Source organism: Thermoanaerobacterium thermosulfurigenes, from assembly GCF_051201035.1.
In the GTDB taxonomy this organism is placed as follows: Bacteria; Bacillota; Thermoanaerobacteria; order Thermoanaerobacterales; family Thermoanaerobacteraceae; genus Thermoanaerobacterium; species Thermoanaerobacterium thermosulfurigenes.
In genome coordinates, this window is the sequence record NZ_JBPODR010000017.1 from 12,700 (window position 1) to 39,230 (window position 26,531).

General features: G+C 37.5%; 23 protein-coding genes and 1 riboswitch. Of the genes, 6 read left to right on the top strand and 17 right to left on the bottom strand.

The features are described from left to right. Window positions 1-21: 21 nt before the first annotated feature. The 5 genes from HNR52_RS07900 to HNR52_RS07920 all read right to left on the bottom strand — a co-directional run bounded on the left by HNR52_RS07900 (window position 22) and on the right by HNR52_RS07920 (window position 6,691). On the bottom strand, window positions 22-1,413 hold the full coding sequence (locus HNR52_RS07900) for a sensor histidine kinase (RefSeq protein ID WP_435620229.1): 1,392 nt from the start codon (window positions 1,411-1,413) through the stop codon (window positions 22-24). Then, window positions 1,410-2,093, bottom strand: a complete 684-nt coding sequence (locus tag HNR52_RS07905) for a response regulator transcription factor (RefSeq protein WP_435620230.1) — start codon at window positions 2,091-2,093, stop codon at window positions 1,410-1,412. Before HNR52_RS07905 ends, HNR52_RS07900 begins: the two co-directional genes overlap by 4 nt. Before the next feature lie 219 nt (window positions 2,094-2,312). Next, entirely contained in the window at window positions 2,313-4,868 is a 2,556-nt protein-coding gene (locus tag HNR52_RS07910; RefSeq protein WP_435620231.1) for an S-layer homology domain-containing protein, read from the bottom strand. Window positions 4,869-5,151: 283 nt separating this feature from the next. Further along, on the bottom strand, window positions 5,152-6,252 hold the full coding sequence (locus HNR52_RS07915) for a DUF4127 family protein (RefSeq protein ID WP_435620232.1): 1,101 nt from the start codon (window positions 6,250-6,252) through the stop codon (window positions 5,152-5,154). After that, window positions 6,197-6,691 (bottom strand): DUF4127 family protein, encoded by a 495-nt coding sequence (locus HNR52_RS07920; protein WP_435620233.1) that lies wholly within the window; start codon window positions 6,689-6,691, stop codon window positions 6,197-6,199. Before HNR52_RS07920 ends, HNR52_RS07915 begins: the two co-directional genes overlap by 56 nt. 100 nt (window positions 6,692-6,791) lie before the next feature. Here HNR52_RS07920 and HNR52_RS07925 point away from each other — a divergent pair, with 100 nt between their 5' ends. Then, window positions 6,792-7,652 carry a polysaccharide deacetylase family protein gene (locus HNR52_RS07925; protein WP_435620234.1) on the top strand — a complete coding sequence of 287 codons (861 nt, stop codon included), beginning with the start codon at window positions 6,792-6,794 and terminating at the stop codon, window positions 7,650-7,652. 314 nt (window positions 7,653-7,966) lie between these two features. On the opposite strand, the gene pyrG is transcribed toward HNR52_RS07925, so the two are convergent. Further along, complete coding sequence (pyrG, locus tag HNR52_RS07930) at window positions 7,967-9,565, bottom strand: CTP synthase (RefSeq protein ID WP_435620235.1); 1,599 nt, start codon at window positions 9,563-9,565, stop codon at window positions 7,967-7,969. An 868-nt stretch (window positions 9,566-10,433) separates the two neighbouring features. Here pyrG and HNR52_RS07935 point away from each other — a divergent pair. Next, window positions 10,434-11,252, top strand: coding sequence for a histidinol-phosphatase (locus HNR52_RS07935; RefSeq protein ID WP_435620236.1), 819 nt, complete (start codon window positions 10,434-10,436; stop codon window positions 11,250-11,252). A 34-nt stretch (window positions 11,253-11,286) separates the two neighbouring features. On the opposite strand, the gene HNR52_RS07940 is transcribed toward HNR52_RS07935, so the two are convergent. Continuing rightward, on the bottom strand, window positions 11,287-11,688 hold the full coding sequence (locus HNR52_RS07940; protein ID WP_435620237.1) for a HEPN domain-containing protein: 402 nt from the start codon (window positions 11,686-11,688) through the stop codon (window positions 11,287-11,289). Further along, window positions 11,672-12,016 (bottom strand): nucleotidyltransferase domain-containing protein, encoded by a 345-nt coding sequence (locus HNR52_RS07945; protein WP_435620238.1) that lies wholly within the window; start codon window positions 12,014-12,016, stop codon window positions 11,672-11,674. Before HNR52_RS07945 ends, HNR52_RS07940 begins: the two co-directional genes overlap by 17 nt. A gap of 143 nt (window positions 12,017-12,159) precedes the next feature. Continuing rightward, window positions 12,160-12,243: riboswitch (cyclic di-GMP riboswitch) on the bottom strand. A gap of 143 nt (window positions 12,244-12,386) precedes the next feature. On the opposite strand from HNR52_RS07945, the gene HNR52_RS07950 reads away from it, so the two are divergent. Continuing rightward, window positions 12,387-12,812, top strand: coding sequence for a hypothetical protein (locus HNR52_RS07950; protein ID WP_013788982.1), 426 nt, complete (start codon window positions 12,387-12,389; stop codon window positions 12,810-12,812). After that, on the top strand, window positions 12,791-13,009 hold the full coding sequence (locus HNR52_RS07955) for a type II toxin-antitoxin system HicA family toxin (protein WP_435620239.1): 219 nt from the start codon (window positions 12,791-12,793) through the stop codon (window positions 13,007-13,009). The genes HNR52_RS07950 and HNR52_RS07955 overlap by 22 nt, the downstream gene beginning before the upstream one ends. A gap of 34 nt (window positions 13,010-13,043) precedes the next feature. Here HNR52_RS07955 and serA read toward each other — a convergent pair whose 3' ends face one another. The 8 genes from serA to HNR52_RS07995 form a co-directional block, all read right to left on the bottom strand. After that, window positions 13,044-14,645: a phosphoglycerate dehydrogenase gene (serA, locus tag HNR52_RS07960; RefSeq protein WP_435620240.1), complete on the bottom strand. Its 1,602-nt coding sequence runs from the start codon at window positions 14,643-14,645 to the stop codon at window positions 13,044-13,046. Window positions 14,646-14,667: 22 nt separating this feature from the next. Continuing rightward, complete coding sequence (locus tag HNR52_RS07965) at window positions 14,668-15,753, bottom strand: pyridoxal-phosphate-dependent aminotransferase family protein (RefSeq protein ID WP_435620241.1); 1,086 nt, start codon at window positions 15,751-15,753, stop codon at window positions 14,668-14,670. 127 nt (window positions 15,754-15,880) lie between these two features. Next, window positions 15,881-16,999 (bottom strand): glycerate kinase, encoded by a 1,119-nt coding sequence (locus HNR52_RS07970; protein ID WP_435620242.1) that lies wholly within the window; start codon window positions 16,997-16,999, stop codon window positions 15,881-15,883. 386 nt (window positions 17,000-17,385) lie between these two features. Further along, complete coding sequence (locus HNR52_RS07975; RefSeq protein ID WP_013788987.1) at window positions 17,386-18,747, bottom strand: S41 family peptidase; 1,362 nt, start codon at window positions 18,745-18,747, stop codon at window positions 17,386-17,388. A gap of 94 nt (window positions 18,748-18,841) precedes the next feature. Next, window positions 18,842-19,747, bottom strand: a complete 906-nt coding sequence (thrB, locus tag HNR52_RS07980; protein WP_435620243.1) for a homoserine kinase — start codon at window positions 19,745-19,747, stop codon at window positions 18,842-18,844. Continuing rightward, the gene (thrC, locus tag HNR52_RS07985; protein ID WP_435620252.1) at window positions 19,740-20,795 is read right to left on the bottom strand and encodes a threonine synthase; all 1,056 of its coding nucleotides are present in this window, start codon (window positions 20,793-20,795) and stop codon (window positions 19,740-19,742) included. Before thrC ends, thrB begins: the two co-directional genes overlap by 8 nt. Further along, the gene (locus HNR52_RS07990) at window positions 20,795-22,054 is read right to left on the bottom strand and encodes a homoserine dehydrogenase (RefSeq protein ID WP_013788991.1); all 1,260 of its coding nucleotides are present in this window, start codon (window positions 22,052-22,054) and stop codon (window positions 20,795-20,797) included. The genes thrC and HNR52_RS07990 overlap by 1 nt, the downstream gene beginning before the upstream one ends. Window positions 22,055-22,083: 29 nt before the next feature. Next, window positions 22,084-22,524: an ACT domain-containing protein gene (locus tag HNR52_RS07995; RefSeq protein ID WP_013788992.1), complete on the bottom strand. Its 441-nt coding sequence runs from the start codon at window positions 22,522-22,524 to the stop codon at window positions 22,084-22,086. A 201-nt stretch (window positions 22,525-22,725) separates the two neighbouring features. On the opposite strand from HNR52_RS07995, the gene HNR52_RS08000 reads away from it, so the two are divergent. Then, window positions 22,726-23,643 (top strand): DUF4830 domain-containing protein, encoded by a 918-nt coding sequence (locus HNR52_RS08000; RefSeq protein WP_013788993.1) that lies wholly within the window; start codon window positions 22,726-22,728, stop codon window positions 23,641-23,643. A gap of 7 nt (window positions 23,644-23,650) precedes the next feature. On the opposite strand, the gene HNR52_RS08005 is transcribed toward HNR52_RS08000, so the two are convergent. Next, window positions 23,651-24,430 carry an MBL fold metallo-hydrolase gene (locus tag HNR52_RS08005; RefSeq protein WP_435620253.1) on the bottom strand — a complete coding sequence of 260 codons (780 nt, stop codon included), beginning with the start codon at window positions 24,428-24,430 and terminating at the stop codon, window positions 23,651-23,653. 394 nt (window positions 24,431-24,824) lie between these two features. Here HNR52_RS08005 and HNR52_RS08010 point away from each other — a divergent pair, with 394 nt between their 5' ends. Beyond that, window positions 24,825-26,513: a 2-oxoacid:acceptor oxidoreductase subunit alpha gene (locus tag HNR52_RS08010; RefSeq protein WP_435620244.1), complete on the top strand. Its 1,689-nt coding sequence runs from the start codon at window positions 24,825-24,827 to the stop codon at window positions 26,511-26,513. Window positions 26,514-26,531 lie beyond the last annotated feature (18 nt).

A 26,531-nucleotide genomic window follows, 5' to 3' on the forward strand; every position in this document is an offset into this window, starting at 1 on the left:
ATTGTAAATTTAAAACTATTCTTAATCATGACTATAGTTTAAAGGATATTTTATTATGAAGCTTACGCCTTTGTCTCTATTTATAGCTTTTATCTCACCTTTATAAAAGTCTATGATTTTTTTCGATATGGCAAGTCCTAAACCGAAATTTCCCGTCTTATCCTTGTACATCCTATCAAATATATGTTTCATGTGCTTTTCATCTATCTTTGGTCCGTTATTATATATGTCAAGATATGCATACTGGCCATCTTTTTTTAGTGTCACTTTTATCACTTCATTGGCATACCTTAGGGCATTGTCAAGGATGTTTTCTATGCTGACTTCTATCTTGTCCCTGTCGCCCTTTATTATCACCTCATCTAAGCTTAAGTCCCATTCAATACTGCTTTTTATGATTTCAAACCTGCTTATTATGTTGCTCACAAGATCTTTTAAATTTATATAGTCAGTTTTGGTGTCGTTCTCCAGTACATAATCAAGGGTGTTCAAATAAAGCATCTGGTTTATTTTCTTTTGAAGCCTTATGGCTTCGTCCTTTATTATGCCGGCAGTCTTTTCCAATGAATCGATGTACACACCGTCTATTATGGCATCTGCATGGCTCATTATCACCATGACAGGTGTCTTTAGATCGTGTGATATGCTTTGCAAAAACATTTTTTCCTCTTCGTCAGCCCTTTTTAGCTCTTTCTGCATGATATTCATGGAATTTGCCAGCATACCTATCTCATCTTCTCTGTCTAAATTTATAGGTTCTTTCCAGTCTTTATGAGCTATCCTCATTGTGTACTCTTCTAATTTTTTTAGGGGCTTTGAGATGTATCCTGCGATGATTATAGACGTAAAAAATCCAATGATGATGAATATTATTCCTACAGCAATGACCAGATAAAGAATAGTATTGTCAACAATATTGGGCACGTACGATACAAGATAAGCTTTGTTAGATGAATCGTAATTTACAGTGCTTATTATGAAGAAGTACTCCATATTGTCATAAACTTCTCTATAAAGCTTTTCATTCATGTTTCCGCCTTTTATAAAGCTGGACATCCAAAGCTTAACGCCAAGTGAATCAAAGGATGGAGTATGAATGTCTGGTGGAGGTTCTCTATGGTTTATATCTATGATTAAAGGTCTATTGGCTGTATCGAAATCAACAATGAAATTGTCTCCGCCTCTTAGATTTCTTAATCTGGAAAAATTGTTGTAGTTGCCACTGAAATTATTATTATTTTTAAGAAGCATCTCATGGGAAACTTTTAAATCCTGTATCTTGTTGTTTTCTTCTACTCTCCTGTATGCAAAGATATAAAGCATCGACAGGCTGCACACTATGATAAGTATGACAGCGGTAAATGTCATCCATATTCGCATTGCCAGCGAACGAAATCTAAATATCTTCTTCATGATTTACACACCAATTTATAGCCGTATCCGTATACGGTCTCTATATTCAATCTATCCACTTTCTTCCTAAGCCTTCTTATGGTGTCGTCAACAACCCTGTCTGAGCCAAAGTAGTCCTCTCCCCAGACATTATTCAATATCTGATCTCTTGACACGACAATATTTTTATTTTTCACAAGGTAGCAAAAAAGCTCATACTCCTTATTTGTAAGCTGTATCTCATCTTCGCCTAAAAAAACAGTCCTTTGCTTGTCACTCAATGTATAATCGCCTACTTGTATAATGTCATCGCTGCTATCTTCCTCTTTCCCGTATATCCTCTCCATAAGCTTATTTGTCCTAATGACAAGCTCACGCGGCAAAAAAGGCTTAGAAAGATAATCGTCACTACCAAGTTCTAAACCTACCACCCTGTCAAGCTCCTCATTTCTGGCAGACATGAAGATGACAGGTGTGAACTTGCTGTGCTCCTTTATGGCTTTTATAAGCTCATAGCCATCTACATCCGGAAGCATTATATCAAGTATCCATAGATCAGGCATATCTTTTATCCTCTCCATTGCAGTACTTCCATCAAAAAACGTAGTAACACTATAGCCTTCTCTCTCAAGGTACTTCTGCAAAAGAAGGTTTAGGCTCTTCTCATCTTCTACCAGATATATCTTTCTGGACAATCTCATCACCAGCTTTTACACTATACTTACTTCATACTTACTTCGTCTATTATTTTATCATATAAAAATAACAAATGTTTAAAGAAATTGTGTGAAATGTGTGTGAAAATAAAAAAGCATGGCAATAATCTTTAAAGGAAGATCGCCATGCTTCGGTATAAATATTTTAATTTTTTAAGCATAAAAAAGTCCTCCAAAGGAGGAGGACTTTTGGTTAGGCTTGTGTTATTTTGTACCTCTTATAACAATGAGTACAACTTTATTCGTTGCCGGATTCATATATACATCAACAAGTGAATTACCTGTACTGCTACTCAATGTTGATTTATCTGTTGATAATGTACCTTGAGATATGCTACCTAATCCAACTTGAGCAGGAGTACTCTTTGTAGCATCAATTACAACGACATTATTATCCAAAGCGTCTTCTGTTAATATACCACTGTTATTATAGTAGTATATACCATTGTTTGTATAATCAAATGCTACGACAGTATGATTTGTTGTACTATCACTAGCTGGAATATTTGTTACTCCACTTGATACAACATTACCATTTGCGTCTAAAGTTAATTGATATACTGAACCAGGTGTTACATTAGACAATGTAGTTGTAGCATTATATGTTTTTGCTACTCCATTTTCAAGAACGCTAAGACTTGTATATGTTGATGAACCATTATTAACTGTATTGACACCTGTGACATAAACTATTGGCTGCGTTGATGTATTAGCTGTTAAGTTCGTATCACCAAATACTACAACAGTAAGTTGTCTTACACCAGAATAAACAGCTAATTTAACTGGATGAACCGAATCATTTGAAATGTCAGTAAACTTAATTGGTGTAAGTGATACATTGCCATTGCTATCTACTGTTTCATTTAGTAATACTGTTGAAGAAGTAACGTAGTAAGGTAAAGCGCTACTTATATTACTATTATTTGCACTTGCAAATCTAATAACATTATTTGTAGTATCAACATAACCATAGGTGTCATTTCCTACATTATCACTTACAGGACTCATTGTATCAATTAACCCATTGGAATTTACTGTGTAAGTTACAATACTACCTGGAGCAGCATATGTTATTGAACCCGTTGTATTTCTTACATTATTATCTGCACCTTTGTATACATTAGCATATACAACATTGTATGTCTGGCTAGTTCCATCAGTCTTTACTAAAGCAACTTGTGTATTAAATTGATCATTTAAAGATTGTGAAGCTGCAACATAAGCATAATTTGTAGCAGTTGATGTTCCACTCCACTGAACTATAGTATTATTTTTGCCTACTATTGCAGTACCTGTTGAACCAGCACTTACTGATACTCCTGTACTACCAGGTATCGCTGAACCAACTGTATAATTAGTACCATTAATTGTTACAGTAACAGTTCCATCAGATGCTGTTGATACTTGTGATATTGTACCAGTCACAGACTGTCTTACAACATACAATACTGTTGCTGTTCCACCAGCTACATCCTGATTGTCAACTGGAATACTTACTTGATATACAACATCTCCAGCTTTAATATCTGTAGCTTTTGATACTGCCCCAACTACAGGATATGGATTTCCATTGCTGTCATTTATTGCGAATCTATTGTCTATATAGCTATCCGAAGATGTTACATTGTTATTTACTAATAAACTTGAAGCATTACCTGTTGCATCTGTAATAATTGCATATCCATAACCCGATACATTAGTAGGATCGATTAATGTAATCTTTGAACCATTATCAACAACTTGGCTCTTGTAAACATCTGCCATTGTTGTCAATACACCATCAACCACAACTGGAATATTACCAACAGATACTGAAGCATCATAGAATGAATATGTTGTTGCATTTACTTGTGTAACTTCACTATTTGTTGTAGCTGTAAATGTCTTAATATCTGTTGTAACAGGTGTTGCAGCTAATGGATTACCATTTGTATCTTCATTAACTGTAACTATCTGTCCAAGATAATTGTTGAAATTTACAGAACCTGTAGGAATCAATGTATAAACTAAATTGCCATTGTTATATGTCATTTGATACAAGCCATTTGTTTCAGTAACAGGTACTACTTTTACATAACCTGCTGTTACATTGCTATCAACATCATGTGTAGCATACACATAATATGTTGTTGAATTTCCAACTCTGCTTAACAATGTTTTACCTGTGTCGCTTTCTGCACCATTGACATATGTGTTAATGTCAAGATCTAATGCATTGTTTATTAACATAGCCATTTCGCCACGTGTTATTGTTGTACCTGCAGATAAAACGACACCTTTTGTTATACCTACGCTTGTAGCTTTAGATATAACACCATATGGCCATGAATAATCTTGTGTATAACCTAATGCTCTTAAGATCATTGCAAGAGCTTCTGTATATGTTACAGGATTATTTGGTCTAAATGTACCATCTGGATAACCACTTGGATCAGCAACGTTTATATCACCTGCTGCCCAGAAATTTGCTGGTACATCGCTGAACTTTGTAGGACCAGCTGATACTTTTGCAGCTTGTTGTAAACCTTCTGCTGCATTAACAAAAGCGATCATCTGTGCTCTTGTCACAACACCGTCAGGTTGGAATGTGCCATCTGGCATACCAGATACTAAACCTAACGATTGCAGACGAGCAACTGCACTCGCATACGGTGCACTACTGCTCACATCGGAGAATGTTCCTGCAAAGCCTACTGCCATTGCACTGAACACCAATGTGAACGTGAGAACCACTGCTATTAACTTTTTAAGGTTCTTCATGGAATAAATCCTCCTCCTTAATATATAGTGTATATTTTTCTTTTGAAAGGTGGTACCTTCCAAAAAGCTTTTGACTATGTAAGCTGGCTCTTTGCCAACCTGAGTTAATTATATCATCGTGTCAATCCTCAAGTCAATAAATGTTACCATTTTGTAATAAATCTGTAATAATCGATTAACAATGCTTATGCCGCCAAATAGTGCATTAATTAGATATATACGACAAACTTTTAAAATATCCTTCTTAAATTTAACATAGAATTATTAACAAATTATTAAATTTTTAGTCCAAAATTGGTGCAACTTTTATTTCGAACATCCTGTTCCATGGATATTCTACATCTGCGCCTTTTATCTTGATACCGCAATCATCATATATGGATATAAGCATATCAAGATACGGTTTCATCTTTTCTCTTAGCACTTCATCTGCTTCACTTTTGTTTGTCAAATTATCTGGATTAAATCCATTTGATTTTGCCCAATTTTGCATCGCATCTCTCACTATGCTCTGGTATATGTAGTCATCAGCATATCTTATGAATGTAAATGCATAGTAGTATTTCTGCATATCTTCGAAATCTTTTTTATCCTTTGTCGTATCAATATATGATTTTACGCTTAGCTCTGCCACTACTGTCCCTATGGAGTTACTGGGGGTATTCCACCCAGAATATGCATCAATAAGCTTTATAAGTTTATCTTTAAGTATCTCATCTACAAGATCTTTGTCACCTCCATTTGTCTTGGCTACGTCTGCTACGCCAAAATTTTGTCCACTAATTTTATATTTGCTTACTACATTTTTTATTCCTGTTTTATAATTTTTGTGCATGTGAATGTAGATGATATTTTTTGCGTCTTGCGACATCACTCCACCTATGTAACCTATCTTCTCCTCTGTTATCTCTTTTACTGTCCCTCCTTCAAAAGGCAGATAACTATTTTCATCACCGCTTTCCTCATACACTATCTTGTAAGATGGTTTTAAGCCATTTTCCTCATTCAATATTTTTGCGACAGTCATCATGCTTATTTCGTCTGCACCATGAAGCATATAGACATTTTTATAATTCTTTATGATTGTTTTTAGATCATCATAGGAGTATTTAAGCATACTTTTCATGGTGGTATCGTCAAGCCCGATTGTAAAAGTGACATTCGGCTTTAAATTTGACGCTATTTGTTCATTTATAATGACTTCTAATGCTATTACAGCCATGTAATTAAATAAATAAGAAGGTATGTTTGCTTTCAATCTCTTAAGTGTTTTTGTATCATTCTCTGATATGGCTTTCTTTATTTGATTATAATAACCTATATTAGCGCTATTCTGGACGTATATTGTGTCCTGCTGATAAAGAACTGGTGATACCTGCGGCATTATAGATATTAAAAAAAAGCCTTTTATCTCCCGACAAGCCTATTATCTCTTTTAATCTTTCAAGGCTTTCTTTGTAATTAATATCATTTACATAATTTCGCGACCCTATAAGCCCACCTGATATAAATTGATTTGTAGATATTATGATGGCGCTTACGTCAGGTCTTTCTACAGATCCTTTAAGCCAATCATAAATCATATCTTGATTGCTTTTTTTCTTGTAATCATCAAGTGAATCCATAGGAGGCATTAATAGCTCTTTTCCGCCTGCCTTTGCCAATATCTCTACATTTTGAAGAGATACAGGCCTCGTGTCAAGAGGAACAAAAACTATCTTGTCTTTTGACACATATTTCATACTGTCTTTATAAGATGTCTCAATAGAAGCTATGCTTACTGTCATCATAAGTACCATTATGAATGCAAAAAATTTCTTCATTGTCACTTATTTCTCCTTTTATCATTTATCAGCTATCATGTATGCTTTCTATATTATTTTACAATATGTTGTGATATAATGCTATTGCGAGGTGAAATAAGTGAAAAAGTTCGTGATTGTATTTTCTCTAATAATGATAATTGCCGCATTCGGTTTTTATAGATATGAGAAAGCTGAAAATTTAAAAAAGTACGTTCCTGTACTTATGTATCACAACATCTACGCTGGAAATATCCCTCCCAACAAAAGCGGCGTCCTTATCACTCCACAAAACTTTGAAAAGCAGATTTTGTACCTTAAAGGACATGGGTATGAAACTATAACCGTTGAGGACTTGTATAATTTTATGAAGTACGGCAAAATGCTTCCAAAGAAGCCTATACTTATAACATTTGACGACGGATATTTGGGGAACTATAAATATGCGTATCCATTGTTCAAAAAAATCGGTTATAAAGGTGTCATAAATGTCATAGTAAAAAATGTGCCATCTCCTACCAACAAAGTGGTGACTCCATATCCGCATTTTGACTGGATAGAAGCAAGGGAGATGTCTTCAAGCGGTGTAATGGAGATTGAAAGCCATACTTACGATTCCCACAGGTATGCAAAAAGTGGAAATCACGATATACCTATGCTATCAGGACCTATAGATATAGGCGGAAGGCTCGAAACCATGAATGAATACAGAGAAAGGATAAAGAATGATCTTTTAAAAGCAAAAATGGAAATAGAAAAAAATTTAGGGAAAGAAGTTATTGCTTTGGCATACCCATATGGCGTCGGCAGCGATACTTCTAAAGATGTGGCTGCGTCATTGGGGTATAAAGTGATATTTACGATGGAAGAAGGCGTCAATGTGTATAAAGGCGACACATACGCTGTAAAGCGTATAACTGTGAGAAATACAGATACAGGTGAAGATATAATAAAAAAGATAGAGATGTATGAAGGAAAGTGATGAAGCATCACAAACTATTGCCCTAAAAACTTACCTATAGAATTAATATAATTTTCAATGTCATAAGGCATTCTCCTTCAACCCTTTAAATTTCATTGTTATTCCATAATCGCCGTAAAATTTATTCCGTCCCATATGATCCAAAGATGTACAAAGCTAATATATTGGGATTTTGTTTTACATAATCTACAAGCAAATCAATCTGTTTTTTTATATTTGTTAAATTTCTCATAATTATCACCGTTTATTAATTTTCATTGTCATTATATCACAAAAAAGGTACAAATCAAAAAAGGACCCAAAAGCGGATCCTTTTATTTCATTAATAATGCCGCAGCTATAAAATCCCTGAATAATGGGTGTGGTCTTAATGGCCTTGATTTAAACTCTGGATGGAATTGGGACGCTACAAAGTATGGATGATCTTTTACTTCTATTATCTCTACAAGGCGGTCATCTGGCGACAAACCTGACAGTACAAGTCCTTTTGATGTGAGAAGCTCCCTATATTCATTGTTAAACTCGTATCTGTGTCTGTGGCGTTCATATACAAGCTCATCTTTGTAAGCTTCATATGCCTTTGTGCCTTCTTTCAACTTGCAAGGATATACCCCAAGCCTCATTGTGCCACCTTTTTCATCTATGTCTTTCTGTTCAGGCATAAGATCTATGACAGGGTATGGTGTCGCGCCGTTAAACTCTGTAGAATGGGCGTTTTTAAGTCCTGCTACATTTCTTGCAAATTCTATAACAGCGCACTGCATTCCCAAGCAAAGTCCTAAGTACGGTATCTTGTTTTCTCTGGCGTACTGAGCTGCCCTTATCTTCCCTTCTACGCCCCTATCGCCAAATCCGCCGGGCACAAGGATGCCTTTTGCACCTTTTAAAAGTTCATCAACCGTATCGTCATTTACATTTTCAGAGTTTACCCATCTTATCTTGACATTGGCATCATTGTATATGCCTGCGTGTCTTAACGACTCTACAACGCTTATATATGCGTCGTGCAGCTCTACATATTTGCCAACTAAAGCAATCTCCACTTCTTTTTTTAGATTTTTCTCTTTTTCAACAAATGCTCTCCATTCCTTAAGATCAGGCTCATCGGCCGGTAAGTTTAACCTATTTATGACGTATTCATCTACTTTTTGCCTGTCAAGCTCCAATGGGACTTCATAGATGGAGTCTACATCGATATTTTCAATGACAGCATCTGGTTTTACATTGCAAAACATGCCTATCTTTTCTTTTATATCATCTGTAAGAGGAAATTCTGTCCTGCATACGATCATATCTGGCTGTATACCAATAGATCTCAATTCTTTTACGCTGTGCTGTGTAGGCTTTGTCTTAAGTTCACCGGTTTTGCCGAGGTGCGGTACAAGTGTAACGTGTATGAACATGACATTGTCTTTTCCTTCTTCAACACCTATCTGCCTTATAGCCTCCAAAAACGGCAAACTTTCTATATCTCCTACAGTGCCACCTATCTCTACGATGACACAATCAACGTTTTGCTCTTTCCCTACCCGCCTTATCCTGTCTTTTATCTCATTTGTAATGTGGGGAATTACTTGAACTGTTGCACCTAAATAATCGCCTTTTCTCTCCTTTGATATGACAGACCAGTACACCTTACCTGTCGTTATATTACTGCTTTTTGTAAGGTTTATATCGATAAATCTTTCATAATGGCCAAGATCCAAATCCGTTTCTGCACCGTCTTCAGTGACAAATACTTCGCCATGCTGGTATGGACTCATTGTCCCCGGATCTATGTTTATATACGGATCGCATTTTATCACCGCCACGCTAATACCGCGGCTTTTTAATAACCTCCCTAATGACGCTGCTGTAATTCCTTTGCCTAATGATGACACAACACCGCCCGTCACAAATATATACTTCGACATCATCTCACCTCATCTTTTATTTTATCTTATATCGAACGCAAAATGCATTTAATTAAGTGAAAGGCATTAAAAAAATCTCTATTCTTAAAAATAGAGACTCTTATCCCTTTAATTTTTTGATGGTTTTTTAAATTTTCTTCGATAATGACTCATTCAAAACACCTCAAAAAAAATAAATACTTTTTTATTATATATGAGATTTTTTTGAATGTAAAGAGGGTTGAAAAATAAAATAATATGGTATAATATATATAGACAAATTTAAAGCCTGTGGTCACAATGCAAAGAAAAAGGTGAGGACGCTACCCTCACCTTTTTCTCGACTATGTACATATCACTTCGTGTACCACTTAATTATTATCTCTAATAATTTAAGCAGTATTTCCATGATTCTGTTAAAGTATTTGGCGGTTTTCTTTCCGCCTTTTGCTGCCTGCGGTCACAACGCTCACCTCCTTTCTTGGAGGCTACCATTATTATATCATACGTTTTCTTCAGTTGTTGCAATGTTTTTACTGAAAAATGTTTGAAAAATAAAATAATGTGGTATAATATATATAGACAAATTTAAAACCAGTGGTCACAATGTTATAGAAAAAGGTGAGGATGGTACCCTCACCTTTTTCTCGACTATGTACATATCACTTCGTGTACCACTTAATTATTATCTCTAATAACTTAAGCAGTATTTCTGTGACCTTGTACCAGTCTATTGGGCGGTTTCTTTTCCGCCTCTTGCCACCAGTAGTCACAATGTTCACCCCCTTTCTTGGAGGCTATCATTATTATATCATACGTTTTCTTACGTTGTTGCAATGTTTTTGTTTTGATATTATAATTAGTTTATCAATGTAAAGGGGGAAAATATATGCCATCAGATTATCACGTACACATAGAAAGAGGACCGTACACGATTGATTGGCTTAAAAAATTTGTAGATACAGCATTAGATAAAGGTCTTACAGAGATAGGTTTTTCAGAGCATGGATACAGATTTGATAAAGGATACGACGCATTTGGAAGCGACGGCTTTAGAGGGGAATGGATTAAAAAGTACAATGGTCAAGACATCGATGAATATGTATCTCTTATACATGAAGCAAAGTCTATGGGACTTCCTGTAAAATTAGGCATAGAAGCAGACTATATACCAGGCAAAGAAAAAGAGCTTATGGATTTCTTAAAGCCATATCCGTGGGATTATGTGATTGGCTCTATACACTGGATATGTGACTGGGGTATAGATCTTGACGAGTGTCTTGATATCTGGGAGTCATGCGATGTGGACTCTGTATATTTAGAGTATTTTAATATGGTTGAAAAGATGGCTGAAATGGGTATCTTTGACTTCATAGGCCATATCGATTTGGTTAAAATTTTTAAGTACAGACCAACACCAATGGTTTATGATAAAATAGAAGAAAATATTAAGAATATAGCAAAAACCGGGATAGCCGTAGAAGTTTCAACAGCAGGTTGGAGAAAACCTGTAGGTGAAATATATCCCTCGAAAGAGATAATGTCCTTGATTAAAAAGTACAATATCCCTATTCTTGTAAACTCCGATGCACATACGCCAGAAGATGTAGCAAGAGATTTTGACAAAGCATATAATTATGTGAAATCATTTGGGATTGACACTCTTAATTATTTTGACAAGAGAAAGAGAATACCGTACAAGATATAAAAATAAAGGCAGGGAGATTTTGTTTGCCCTGCTTTTATCTTATAATTTCTTTAATACGCTTCCTTATATTAGCAGCAACCTCTAATGCTTTTTTTGCATCATCCTCATTAGGCATACCATCAGGAAGGCTCCCTATAGGAGCATCTGGATACCTAGACGGTATATAATACATATCAACAGTTTTTACATCGTCTATAAATTCATCAAAAGCATCTGAAAATTTATTAATAATTCTTATTAAAGTTATTAAATGATGTACTCTAGGCGGATTTATTCCGTTATATATTAGATATGCTTTTAAGTATTTTTCTATTGATTGTTGAGAATGAAAGCAAACAACATTGTATAACTTTGCTTTTAATAATTCATTGGCTGCTTTATAATCATCCTCTGCATAATTAAGCCATTGTTTATATTCATCATAATTTTCTTTCATATAAAACTTTACCTTTCTCTATTACTTCTTTCGTGTAGAATAAGTTATTAGTCTCTATAAAACGTCTTTCTTCCTCAGGCGTATATACCAAAAAGTCAATAGGTAAATCAGATTTTATGGCTTTAGAAACATATACTAGCCTATCTATATACCTTAAATCTGTGTTCATTATAACCACTAAATCTATATCACTCCAGACATTTGACTTTCCATTGGCCATCGAACCAAATAAAATTATTTTTTCAGGATTGCACTTTTCTATAATTGCATCAACTATAATTTTTAATTCCTTTTCCAGTGAATAATCAATTAACTCCGCAGCTTGCATAATAATTCACCTCAAAATCAATCTTTAATTATATTATAGCATATATAAGCATATTTTTATGCTATATGCGCTAAAAGGATAAGCTTAAGCTTATCCTTTTGCCGTATATAAACCCCTATCCCCATAAAACAAAAAGCCGCAGTAAAAACTACGGCCGGTTGCACCACTATCTCCGCATAACCCAGGTGCCCAAATACAGGTTATGCTTCACAGAATCCTATATATTTTGTTTATATTTTTAATATTCGACATAAAACATAATTTTCCTTCTTTGATAAAAAATTTTTTATATCAGATGTATAAAATGTACATAGTGTACATAATATACATAATATGATATAATGGGAGGTGATAAGGGGGAATGAATAAGATGTTTACAGTTAATGCTACAGATGTGCGCAAAGAATGGGCAGATTTCATCAATTCAGTTGTTCGGGAAAAACCTAAAATTATAAAACGCACAAAAGATTACGTCTTTGTTTCTAATATAGACATGATTAAAGAAATGCTAACAGCTTATACATTTACAGCAAATATTCTAAATGAAGATGATGGTACTGTAACAATTTCTTTAAATGAAATCGACATTGTTGTCAATGGCAAAGACGAAAATGAAGCCTTAAATTTGCTTGTTGATGACATGATTGAATATGCAGAAGATTTTTATAACGACTTTCAATATTGGTATTCGGCTCCCAACCGCAGAGAACATCTACCTTATGTCTTAAATATACTGCTTCAAGATAATCCTGAAGGAGTTAAAAAGCTTATTAAATGCCAACATGGAAAGAATTAAAACGCTTTTTAGAAAGAGACGGTTGGGAATTGTATAAAAAAACAGATCATTACTTTTATATAAAGCGCGATAAAGATGGAAATATACGACGCACAAAGGTTTCAATGGGTAGCGGCGAAATAAAGAAGCATTTATGGCAAGAGATCCTAAAAAAGCAGTTACAAGTTACGGAAGATTATTTTAACAACAAGATATAAATAAATCTCCCATCTACATAGATGGGAGATTTATTTATATCAAATTTTTTACTGCCTTTGCCCTCAATATGCTGTTTAGTTTGTTTAATGATTCTACGGCCTCAATAGGGATTTCTCTATCTGTATTTACGATCATGAGAGCAGTCCCGTCGTTTTTATTGGGGCTTACATGCATGGAAGATATGTTTATGCCAAAGTCCCCCAATACATTTCCGATGTGTCCAATTACCCCAGGCACATCTTTATTTTTAACAAAAAGCATGTACTCTGTAGGCTCAAAGTTAACCCTGTGCCCTAAGTATTCTACGATACGTATTTCATCGCCATAAGTTGTCCCTGAAAACTTATAAGCTTCCCCTTTTGTGTCAATCACAGTTATGGTGACAAGGCTTGAATAGTGATCTATTTCTTCTATCTTGCCATCTATGACTTCTATACCCATTTCCTTTGCCCTTAGCCTTGCATTTACAATGCTTATGCCTTCTTTTAAGGCAGGCTTTAAGAGTCCTTTCAATGCGTGAAGCGTGACGACTTCTGTATTTAGACTGGATATTTCTCCTCTGTATATTATCTCTACCGTTTTTGCAGGCACATCGCTTATCTGATAGTAAAGTGAACCCATTGCTTCGCAAAGCTTCATGTATGGCTTCAATTCTCCAAATTCATCGGCCTTTACATCAGGGAGATTTACTATGTTGCCGTAAAGTTTCCCACTTAATGCCGTTATCACTTCTTTTGCGACAGATATGCCTACATTGTTTTGCGCTTCTATAGTTGAAGCACCTAAATGTGGAGTAACTACCACATTTGGAAGCTCTAAAAGTTTATTGTGAAAATCCTGCTTTTCCCTGTCATAAGACGGTTCAACTTTGAATACGTCCAATGCAGCCGCAGCAACAATTCCTTCTTTGACTGCGTCGTACAAAGCTTCTTCATTTATAAGACCACCTCTTGCGCAGTTTACGATTCTTACACCTTTTTTGACTTTTTTAAATTCCTCATGGCTTATTATGTCAATGGTCTCCTCCGTCTTTGGTGTATGGATAGTTATAAAGTCAGATTCTTGCAAAAGCTCGTCAAATGATACTTTTCTTGCGCCAAACTTTTCAAAACGACTATCTGGTATATACGGGTCATATGCAATGACTTTCATGCCAAATGCTGCAAGCCTCGTTGCAACTAATGATCCTATCCTGCCAAGTCCAATTATGCCTACTGTTTTGCCGCTTAGCTCTACGCCTTTAAACTTGTTTCTCCTGAAATCGCCATTTTTTGCGCCAATGTAAGCCTGCGGTATGTTTCTGGCAATAGATAGCATAAGCCCAATCGTATGCTCTGCAGCCGATATGATGTTGCCTTCAGGAGTATTTACGACAATTATGCCTTTTTCCGTTGCTGCCAAAAGGTCTATATTATCGACGCCATTGCCTGCCCTTCCTATTACTTTTAGGTTTTTCCCTTTTGACATAAGCTCTCTATCTACGTTTGTAACACTTCTTACGACTATTGCATCGTAATCGCCTATGATATTTAAGAGTTCTTCTCTTGATAGATCCAGTTTAAAATCCACATCCGCATGATTTTTAAGGTACTCTATGCCGCTTTCGGCAATTCTCTCCGTTACCAATATCTTCACAATAAATCCCCCTTAAACAAAATTAAGATAAATCTAAAAGTGCACTTTTTAATGCATTAAATGTCAAATTAAGCATTTCATCTGTAACATATCCCATGTGGCCAATCCTGATTATTTTACCTTTTAAATGCCCTTGTCCACCTGTCACAAGTATACCTTTTTCTGACATATAGTTTATTATATCGCCTGCTTTATATCCTTCTGGCACTTGTACTGCCGTCAAAAGATCTGACGATATGGCTTCATCTGGGAAAAGCTTAAGCCCCATGTCTTTTACGGTTTTCCTCACCTTTTCACCGATTGCATGTTGATTTTTGTATACTGTGTCCATACCTATATTAAGAAGCATGTCTGTAGCCTTCTTTACGGCCATAATTGTGGAAACCGCTGGTGTATACGGATTGTCCGGCTTTTCGCTCTGCACGCCTTTTCTCGCCTTTTTAAGGTCAAAATAATACTTAGGAAGATCAGACTCCTCTGCCATCTGCCATGCTCTCTCGCTTAAAGCCACAAAGCTTAATCCCGGAGGAGACATCAGGCACTTCTGTGAACAGGTAATAACTGCATCTAACCCCCACTCATCCATATTAAGTGGTATGCCGCCTAATGAGCTTACAGCGTCAACTACGATAAGCGTACCGTGCTTTTTGGCTACATCAGCTATTGATTTTACATCGTTTGTGACACCTGTTGACGTTTCATTCTGTGTCACAATCAAAGCCTTGTACTTATCTTTTTTCAATGCATCATTTAAAATGTCAAGATGGACTGCATTGCCCCAACCAAAATCAATGATATCAGAATCAAGTCCGTAGGCTTTTGTTATGTCGTAAAACCTCTCTCCAAAATGGCCTATGCTGGCCACCAAGACTTTATCGCCTCTTTTAAAAAGATTTGCCACGACGGCCTCCATACCGCCTGTACCTGACGATGTCAGCGTCAACACATCCATGTTTGTCTTAAATATCTTTTTAAGGTTTGAATTAAGATCTGAAAATAATTTAAAATATTCCGGCGTTCTATGGTGATACGGCTGAAGATGGCATACGTCCAACACTTCCTTTGGCACCATAGTAGGTCCCGGTGTCATGAGAATCCTATTTTTCATAAGCTTCACACCTTTTTAAATATTTATTTAATATGATAAACTATTAAAGAAAAAAATGCAATAGTAAAAAACAAATGTCTACTATAAGTAGACATTATGATATGTATTAGTTTACCTTATACAAAAATCAGACAAATAAGCGGATTATGTCCTCCATCCTGTCAGATATAAGCCTTTTGGCATCATGTACGGCTTCATCTATCGTCATAGGTCTATCCACTATGCTAAACATTGCTGTAACACCTATTTTATAAAGCTCTTTGTATCCACTACCTAAACCGCCTGAAAGGATTATGACTTTCTTGCCATATCTTTGGACGATTTTCGCTATACCTGCTGGCGCCTTGCCAAATGCAGTTTGAAAGTCTGTGTTGCCTTCGCCTGTTATTACAATATCACATGACTTTATCTTTTCCTCCATATTTGCGGCATCCATCACTATTTCTATACCAGATCTTACCTTGGCATTAAAAAACGCTATCAATGAAAAACCCAATCCTCCTGCCGCACCAGCACCCGGTACATTTTTAAAATCCTTTCCAATCGTCTTTTCAACAATTTTGGCATAGTGGTATAAGTTCTTATCAAGAATATTTACAATTTCAGGTGTTGCACCTTTCTGAGGACCGTAAATGTAGGATGCACCGTTTTTGCCACAAAGAGGATTTGTAACATCTGATGCTACCATGAAGCTGCTTTCGTATATCCTCTTATCCAAGCCATCTATGTCTATTTCCTTAAGCCTTGAAAGATTCCCCCCACCGTAAGGTATGTCTTTTCCATCTTCATCCAAGAGCTTTGCTCCTAAAGCTTGAACCATGCCTGCACCGCCGTCATTTGTGGCACTGCCGCCTAAGCCTACGATAAACCTGCGGCATCCTTCGTCAAGTGCTTTTTTTATAAGCTGCCCTACACCGTATGTAGTAGTGACTAAAGGATTTCTCATGTCATCTGGCACAAGGTTTAAACCAGATGATGCAGCTATCTCTATAACTGCTGTACCGCCATCTAATATCCCAAAAAAGCTTTTTACCGTATTGCCAAGAGGGCCTATCACTTCTGTCTCTACGATTTTCCCTCCTGATAAAGAAATCAATGCGTCTACTGTGCCTTCTCCGCCGTCAGCTATAGGCACTTTTATAATCTCAGCATCTACAACCCTTCTTATGCCTTCCGTCATGGCCTCTATGACTTCCTTTGATGACAAGCTTCCTTTGTAGGAGTCAGGCGCGACTAATATCCTCACTGTTTCACCACCTGTATTAAATAATGAAATATCTTTTCTATAATAGTAGGTAATTTTGATAAGAAGACAATTTTGATAAAAAGACAATTTTGATTCGTTTGCTCTCAGAGTTGAAAAGCGACTAAACTAAAGCTCGATCTATTTTTTCAATAACAAACTGATTTAATTCTTTTAGTTGAAAAGCGACTAAACTAAAGCTCGATCTTGAACTTCAGCAGGGTTCCGGGCACATTCGGCGTCCATGCCTCAAGTGCCCGTCTCAGCCATCCATGGCTTCGACCCTGCTTTCGTTCATCGATCTCGCCAAGTTTAGTTATCGCTTTCCAACAAGTCGCTTCACTCATTCAAAATTGTCTTTTTCAATAATATCAATGAGTTATTATTCTCTATTGTTGATTTAAAAGCTCAATTGCCTTGTCAAGCTGTGCATCGTTTCTAAGTGTCAAACCGTAGAAGTATGAAAGTGCATCGACAGTTCCTCTATCCATGACACCTGTTGCTGGGATTCCTGCGTATTTTTGAAAGCTTATAAGTGCATCGTATGTGTCATTGCCAAAGTACCCATTTGGCTCACCTTTGTAGTAGCCTAAAAGACTTAAGTACGACTGCAAAAGCTTCACATTGTAACCTGTATCGCCTTTTTTTACATCATTTATGTATATAAGCTGAGGCAAAAACACTCTGCTGTCATTGACTTCCACATCAGGTTTAAGCCCTACTCCGTTTATGGAGCGGCCAGATGGAAGCAAATACTTCGCGATTGTAAGCTTCATGCCACTGCCATCAGAAAATGGAAATACCTCTTGCACTGTCCCTTTGCCATAGGAATTTTCCCCTACAAGAATTCCCGCCTTTGTGTCTTGTATTGCACCAGATAGTATTTCCGCAGCAGATGCAGTATTTCCATTTATGAGAACTGCTATCTTGTACTTAGGGTTTTTTAAATATGAATAGTACGTTTCATTTCCGCTGTTCATGGCAACAGTTACAACAGGGCCTGCCGGCACGAAATAGCCAGCTACATCTACAGCCTCTTGAAGGTATCCGCCAGGATTATCCCTTAAATCTATGACAAGCTTCTTTATATTATTTTGGTCCATGTAATCAAGAGCCTTTGAAACATTGTCATAAGTGTTTCCATTAAACTCACTTATGCTTATGTATCCAACACCGTTTATTATTTTATATGTGACAGGATTTATGCTTATTACATCCCTTACAAGCTTGTATTCAACGGTCTTTCCGTTTGCAAGAAAGTCGATGGTGACAGTTGTGCCTTTATCACCTTTTATGAGGTTTGTGACATCTGCAATGTCCATGCCTTTTACATCTTTGCCGTCGACAGACTCTACTATGTAACCGCTTTGTATGCCTGCCTTATAGGCTGGAGAGCCCTTTATAGTAGATACGACTACTATGTCTTGACCTCTTTCTTCTACTTGCAAACCCACTCCTGTAAATGTGCCTGAAGTAGACTCCATAAATGAATCCATCTCATCTTTTGTAAAATATGTGCTGTACTTATCAAGTGAAGATAGTATGCCTTGTATGGCACCTTCCTCCATTTGATCGTACGTGACATCACCTGCATAATTTTCTTTTATAAACTGCATAAATGAGCCTAAATCATTTAAATAACTGCTTATATCGTCTTGTGTTGCCGTTGCGGCAAAAGCCGCCATAGGTGCAGATAAAACAAGTGTCAATACGATTACAAATGCCATAAAAATCGATAAATGCCTTTTCATAAGATAGCCTCCTTAAGAATAATTTACCTTAATTATACCACAAAATTTTCAACCATCTTACGTAAATATAAAATAAAGGCCTAATATTAGACCTTTATATGATTGTAGCGCCGTCATTGTCGCACTTTAATTTATAAACGCTACACTCTATGCTTCTATCTTTGTACACTTTCTTTACGGCTTCCTCCACACGGCTTAAGGCACTTTTATCAACCATAGCCATCATGGTAGGCCCTGCACCGCTTAAAAATGCAGCATATGCCCCTTTATCCAACGCCTCCTCTATTACGTAGTACATCTCTTTAATGAATTCTTTCCTGTACACTTGATGCAGCATGTCCTGCGAGGCGTATTTAAGCAAATCATATCTACCTGAGAATATGGACGCCGTAAAAAGGGATGATCTTCCTACGTTAAATACTGCGCTTCTAAATTCGATGATAGACGGCAACACGCCTCTTGCCTTTGAAGTCAAAAGCTCTCTTTTAGGGTAAAAGGCTAAAAACGCAATGTGGTCGTCCAACTCTTTTTTTACAAAATAAGTCTTTTTCCCATCAAAAGTAGCCACATTGAAGCCGCCGTTTAAAGCAGGAGATACATTGTCAGCATGGCCTTCCATCGATGAGGCTATGTCTAATATTTCATCTCTACTTACAGGATTTCCGATTAAGGCATTTGCAGCTACAAGTCCGCCTATTATAGCCGCCGCACTGCTTCCTAAGCCACTTCCCGTCGGAATGCCATTTTTAGACTTTATGTAAAGCCCATCTACAGAAATATTGGCTTTGTCAAAAATTTTCTTTGCTGCTTTATAAATCAGATTTTCTTCGTTTCGCTCTATATTTAAAATGCCTTCCCCTTTAACATCAATTTCAAGTTTATGGCCTTTTATCTCCATGTAGATTTCATTGTAAAGATTTAGCGCAATACCCAGGCAGTCAAACCCAGGGCCTAAGTTAGCTGTAGATGAAGGCACCCTCACGCAGACAGACTTAACCATATATTGCACCTTCCAATGATTTTAAGTCAGCATCCACCGTCTTTACGCTTTTCCCGCCTAAGTTTATGGCTGTATCAGGATCTTTAAGCCCGTTTCCTGTCAAGACGCACACGACAGTATCACCCTCTTTGAAAAGACCCTCTCTGTACTTCTTTATGACGCCTGCAATAGAAGCACATGAAGCAGGTTCTGCAAAAATCCCTTCCCTCTTAGCAAGGTACGAGTACGCCTCTAATATCTCATCGTCCGTCACCTTGTCTATAAGGCCACCTGATTCGTCCCTTGCAGCGACAGCTTTCTGCCAACTGGCTGGGTTGCCAATTCTTATGGCTGTTGCTATCGTCTCAGGGTGCTCAAATACCCTATTTTCCACGATAGGGGCTGCGCCTGCCGCTTGAAATCCTATCATCTTAGGCAGACTATCGATCATGCCATTGCGGTAATACTCTTTAAAGCCCATCCAATACGCCGTAATATTTCCCGCATTGCCAACAGGAAGTGCCAGATAATCAGGAGCCTTCTTAAGCGTATCGCATATTTCAAACGACGATGATTTCTGCCCTTCCAACCTGTACGGGTTTATGGAATTTACTACGGTTATAGGGTGCATTTTCGATATCTCCCTCACAAGGTTTAATGCATCATCAAAATTGCCGTTTATGGCGACGACTTCTGCACCATACGCTATTGCCTGAGCTAATTTTCCTAACGCTATCTTTCCACCTGGAATCAGAACGACGCATTTAAGTCCGGCTTTTGATGCATAAGCAGCCGCCGATGCGGATGTATTGCCTGTTGATGCACACACGACAGCCTGCGAGCCTTCCTGCTTTGCCATTGATACGGCTACCGTCATGCCTCTATCTTTAAAAGAGCCTGTCGGATTTAAACCTTCGTACTTTAAATAGATCTTTAACCCCGGAAAATCCTTCTCGATGTTTTCAGCTTCTATAAGGGGTGTGTTTCCTTCTTTTAGCGTGATTATATTATCATCGTCTATTTTAGGCATGTATCTTCTATACGACTTTATTATTCCATCCCATTCCATCATTCTTCCCCCTCCACTCTTATTACGCTGGCGACTCTGTCAACCTCTTTTAGCTTTTCTATTTCATCCAATGCCGTAAAAAGATTTTTTGTCAACGCATTGTGGGTTATAAGGACTATCTCAGCATATTCTCCCAAAACCTCTTTTTGAACGACAGACACTAAGCTTATGCCTTCCTGCCCTAAAACTCCTGTGACTTTGCTCATGACACCTGGTTTATCGAGGGCTATTATCCTTATATAGTATTTGGATACTGTATCCACAATGTCTTTCATCGCTGCATCATCGTAGCCGTTTTGAGTAGGTATATGATTTGCCACATCGATGACATCAGCTACAACTGCACTGGCTGTAGGCATCATGCCGGCGCCTTGTCCGTAGAACATAAGCCTTCCAACCGCATTGCCTTCCACGAGAATAGCATTGTAAACGCCGTTTACGCCATTTAGCGGATTTTTCTTTGATATCATGACAGGATGTACCCATGCTTCCAACTTTTCATTTTCGTCAAGTCTGCCGTACGCTATGAGCTTTATGGTAAAGCCCAATTCATCGGCGTACTTTATGTCTTCTTTTGATATGGTCCTAATTCCTTTTGTGTATATATTATCAGGCATAACGTACTTGTTAAATGAAAGTGTACACAGTATAGCCAGCTTCCTTGCAGCATCAAACCCATCCACATCATCTGTGGGATCCAGCTCAGCATACCCTTTCTGCTGTGCCTCTTTCAATACTCCTTCAAAACTTAGCCCCCTCGACTTCATCTCTGTCAGTATATAGTTGGTGGTTCCATTCAAGATCCCTTTTATCTCATATATCTTGTTGGCAGCAAGGCAGCTTTTCAATGGCCTTATGATAGGTATGCCACCACCTACTGACGCCTCATAAAGGAGATTTACGTTGTTTTCACTTGCCAGCTTTATAAGCTCTTTGCCATGTTTTGCGATGACTTCCTTATTGGCTGTAACAACATTTTTACCTCTTAATATGGCTTCTTTCATGTACTCCAGTGCTGGGTGCTCTTTCCCCATAACTTCTACTACCACATCTATCTCTGGATCATCTAAGATGTCGTAGGGATCTATGGTTATTTTGCCTTGTGCCTCTTTGATCCTTTTCTTCTCTGGATCCTTCACAAGTATCTTTTTAATCTCTATCTTCTGGCCAATCTTTTTCTCAATGGCATCCCCATTTTCTTCTATCAGGTGGACAACACCTGAACCAACAGTTCCAAGCCCCATTAAACCTATCTTCACAGCAAATTCCTTCCTCTCTAAAACAATATTTATTCACCGAGAATCTCTACTTTTCTGACACCGTGCTCTTCTTCTATTTTCTCTATAAGCTCCTCGATGCCTTTTACCATGTACTGCGTGTCTATGGATATAGAGACGCTGGCAACGCCAAGGGACGGCATGCTTTGGTTTATAGTTATTACATTGCCCTTCATCATGGCGATTGCATCCAGTATTGACGACAGTATCCCCGGCATGTGCTCTAACAAAAGCGAAAGCGTCACTATCTTTCCCTTAGAAAATTTGGAATAAGGAAAAATATAGTTTTTGTACTTGTAAAACGCACTTCTTGATAAGCCTGCCATTTTTACCGCCTCATTTATGGTCTTAGCTTGCCCTGTCTCCAAAAGCTCTTTCGCCAAGATGGTCTTTTTCAGTGCTTCAGATAGTACTTCTTCCCTTATGATGTAAAATTTGCTTTCTTCCTGCAAGGTTCCGCCCCCTTTCAATTATGTATCTATATAGTGTACATATATCCGTGTATTGTGAACATTTTATCACAGCTTCTTAAAAAAATCAAGTGCAAATTATCTTTTGGACATAAATGTGCCTTAAAAAATTTATAATTTTGTAACGAATTAGCATTTAATTTGTTATATAATATAGGTAAATGTTTTAAAGGGGAGATGAAGTTGAAGAAGTTTTTGATTTTCGCGTGTATTGCCTTGACGCTATTTTTGACTGCTTGTTCTGGCGGTCAATTTAATGTTTATAATGATGATACGAAATTTTTGCTTAAATACGGCTTTAGCCCCGAAAAAGAATCGCCTTATTTTGATGTGACAATACCAACGGATTGGAAAATCCAAAGCACATCTATGCCTGTTGGACTTTATTGGACTGAAGTGAATTTTTTGTCGAGAGACATAGGATATAATATAGAAAAGTACAAAGGCAAGACAGTAAAAGCTGTGATCTACAGGCTTAATGAAAAGCTTCCTGGACAGGGTGAAAGCAGCAAGTACACGTACCCTGTCAATGCAGTCATCTTAAGGGATGGAGAAAATATAATAGGGGCATGGCTTGAATTCAACGCATCGACGCCTCTTTCGCTTAAGAAAAATTACATTGAAACACTTACAGAAAGGCCTTGGATAGACTGGGTCGCATCCCACGGTTTCCTAAAGCAATTGTCATCTCCATCTACAGACAAGCTTACACCTGAAGAGCTAATATACGCATATTTTAACGGCATAAACAAAGGCGACAAAAGCTTAATATATTCAACTCTATCTATCAATATGCTGCACGACATGCTTTACATCAATAGGCCTGCAGGCGTCCTTTACAATACCGATTTTGAGTCAAACAGCCTCGAACTAAATACAAAATCTGCAACAGTATTAAGCATAGATGAAAACAAAGGTTACACACCTTCAAAGAATAGAAATATCTACGAAAGCAAAGAGTACAAAGTGACAGTAAATCTGACATTAAAAAATGAAGATAATACACCTACAAAAAACGGAAGAAACACGTTCTTCTTTATAATAGCAAAGTCAACAAAAGACTCACCGTGGAAGATAGAATCAATAGGAACAGGGCCATAAGGCCCTTTTATATTTCCACAATGTCGCTTTCTGCATACCTTAATGCCATATTTATTTCGTAGTCTATGCCCTCTTCCTTAAGCGCATCTACAACCGTCTTGTACGCTATTTCAGGTTTGTTGTTGTTTTGGCTTAGATGTCCTAAGTAGATTTTGCCTATCGCCTTAAGCTTTATAAACTTCTTTATGGCCTCTGCCGCATCTTTATTGGAAAGATGTCCATGTGGCGAAAGTATCCTTTTCTTTAAAGGCCATGGGTACGTGCCGTTCATCAGCATGTCCACGTCGTGATTTGACTCTAATAGCACTACGTCAGAGTCCATTATGTTCGCTGCCACCCCTCTACTTATATACCCCAAGTCTGTAGCAATTGTGGCTTTATTCTGACCGCAAAAAAACGAGAAACCTACAGGTTCTGACGCATCGTGGGACTTCTTAAATGGTCGTATCTTTACATCGCCCAATGTAAAATCTTCGCCCGTCTTGAAAAACCTCTTATTGTGAGGCTCGATATCTCCTATGAAGCTTTCCATAGAAGTCCATGTGGCCTCATTGGCATATATGGGAATATCGTACCTTCGCGACAATATACCAGCACCTTTTATGTGGTCATTGTGCTCATGCGTTATCAAAATTGCTGAGATACTGTGGGGATTTACATCTATGTTTAAAAGGCTTTTTTCTATTGTACTACCGCTTAAACCTGCGTCCACAAGTATATGTACATCTTTATAACCGATATATGCAGCGTTTCCGCTGCTTCCAGATCTCAGTGAACAGAACCTCATAAGATACCCAAAAACGGGGCTACCCCCTTCCAAATTTCATAAGTCCTCTAATATTATATAACAAGTAAAACCCTTTTTCTATGGCAACTTGAAGAAAGTCTGTTTTCAAGACTTATCAACATGCAAAATGTGAGCAACTTTTTTCACATCACTTCTACAGTCGTTTTTTGTCTAAATTTAGTGCATCTTTATCCAAACTTTTTAACACAGGACTTATCCACATATTCACATTTACATGTGGATAACTCGTGGGATAATCACAGGCGAATTATTTTAGCTGTTTTCATCTGTAAAATATATTTATTTAAAGATAATATTCCATTTTTATTGATAATAATTATCAATAGTGGTATAATTGAATTACAAGATATTGTAAATAAAGGGGGACTAATGTATGGACTACAATGTATTGATCGGCGGTGCTGCCGGTCAGGGAATAGACACCTTGTCATACATAATCGAAAAAGCCTTGAAAAGATGCGGCTTGTATGTATTTTCCACGAAAGATTACATGTCGCGGGTAAGAGGCGGTCACAATTTCATTCAGGTAAGGTTCGGCGACAAACCGATTTATTCACATGATGAGAAGTTTGATGCCATAATCGCTCTCGATGAAGACACTGTAAATTTGCACTCTAAAAGTTTGAAACCTTCAGGAAAACTCATCTTAGACAAATCCCTTTCAAATAACAGCGCATACATGTCATTTGATTTTAAAGAAGTTGCAAAAGAATGCGGCAATCCCCGTGTTTTAGGCACTGCTGCCGTAGGCGTACTGCTTAAACTTTTTGGCATTCCATTGGACGTATCTCATACCGTTTTAAACGATGAATTCAAAGGCGATGTGTTAAACGCAAATATAAAGGCTATCGACGCTGGCTACAGCATGGCAAAGCAGATTTTTAACGTGCCGCTTGGAAAAAAGGATGACAACATCTACATAAGCGGCAATGAAGCTATCGCATTGGGAGCTATCGCTGCAGGAGTCAAATTTTACTCAGGATACCCTATGACGCCATCTACCAGCGTCATGACCTACATCGCTAAGAAATCGCATGATGCAGGCATAGTAGTTGAGCAAGTAGAAGATGAGATATCTGCCATAAACATGGCATTAGGAGCCTCCTACGCCGGAGTAAGGGCCATGACAGGAAGCTCAGGTGGAGGATTTGCGCTGATGGTGGAAGGCATAAGCTTAGCAGGAATAACAGAAATCCCCATCGTCATAACGGAAGTTCAAAGGCCGGGACCTGCCACGGGCTTTCCGACAAGGACGGAGCAAGGGGATCTAAGGTTCATAATCCATTCAGGCCACGGTGAATTTCCAAAGATGGTGATATCATTGAGAAACCCTGAAGATGCATTTTATCAGACTGCAAGGGCATTTAACATAGCAGACAAGTACCAGGTACCTGTCATACTTGTAAGCGACCAGTACCTGGCAGATTCAGGTGTGACTGTAAAGCCTTTTGATTTTACTAAGATAAAGATAGAAAGGTATATATCAGGCGATGAAGCATTGGAAAATGGCGTGTATAAGCGGTACAAACTGACAGAAAGCGGCATATCACCAAGGATAATACCAGGCAAAGTAGAGGGTGCTACAGTCCTTATAGATAGCGATGAACACGATGAATTTGGCCACATTACAGAGTCACAGGATGTAAGGGTAAAGATGGTAAATAAGAGGATGAAAAAATTTAAGCTATTAAAAGAAGAAATTCAAGAGCCTCTATTTATGGGTGCTGAAAATCCTGATGTACTCATAACCTGCTGGGGTTCAACGTACGGTCCTGTAAAAGAAGCAGTAGACATGCTTTTAAAGGATGGAATGTCAGTAGGAGCATTATCTTTCGGCGATATATGGCCATTTCCTACAAAACTTTTAAAAAAGTACGGAAAATTTGCAAAGATGATAATTGATGTTGAGCAAAATGCCACAGCACAGCTTGACAGCCTCATGAGAGAAAACGCCCTTATAAAGGCTGATGAACACATACTTAAATACGATGGTCGCATGATGAGCTCCAAATACATCTACGACAAAGTGAGAGAAATGACAAAATCGTCAAGCTTGTATTAAATTGAGAAAGGGATGATT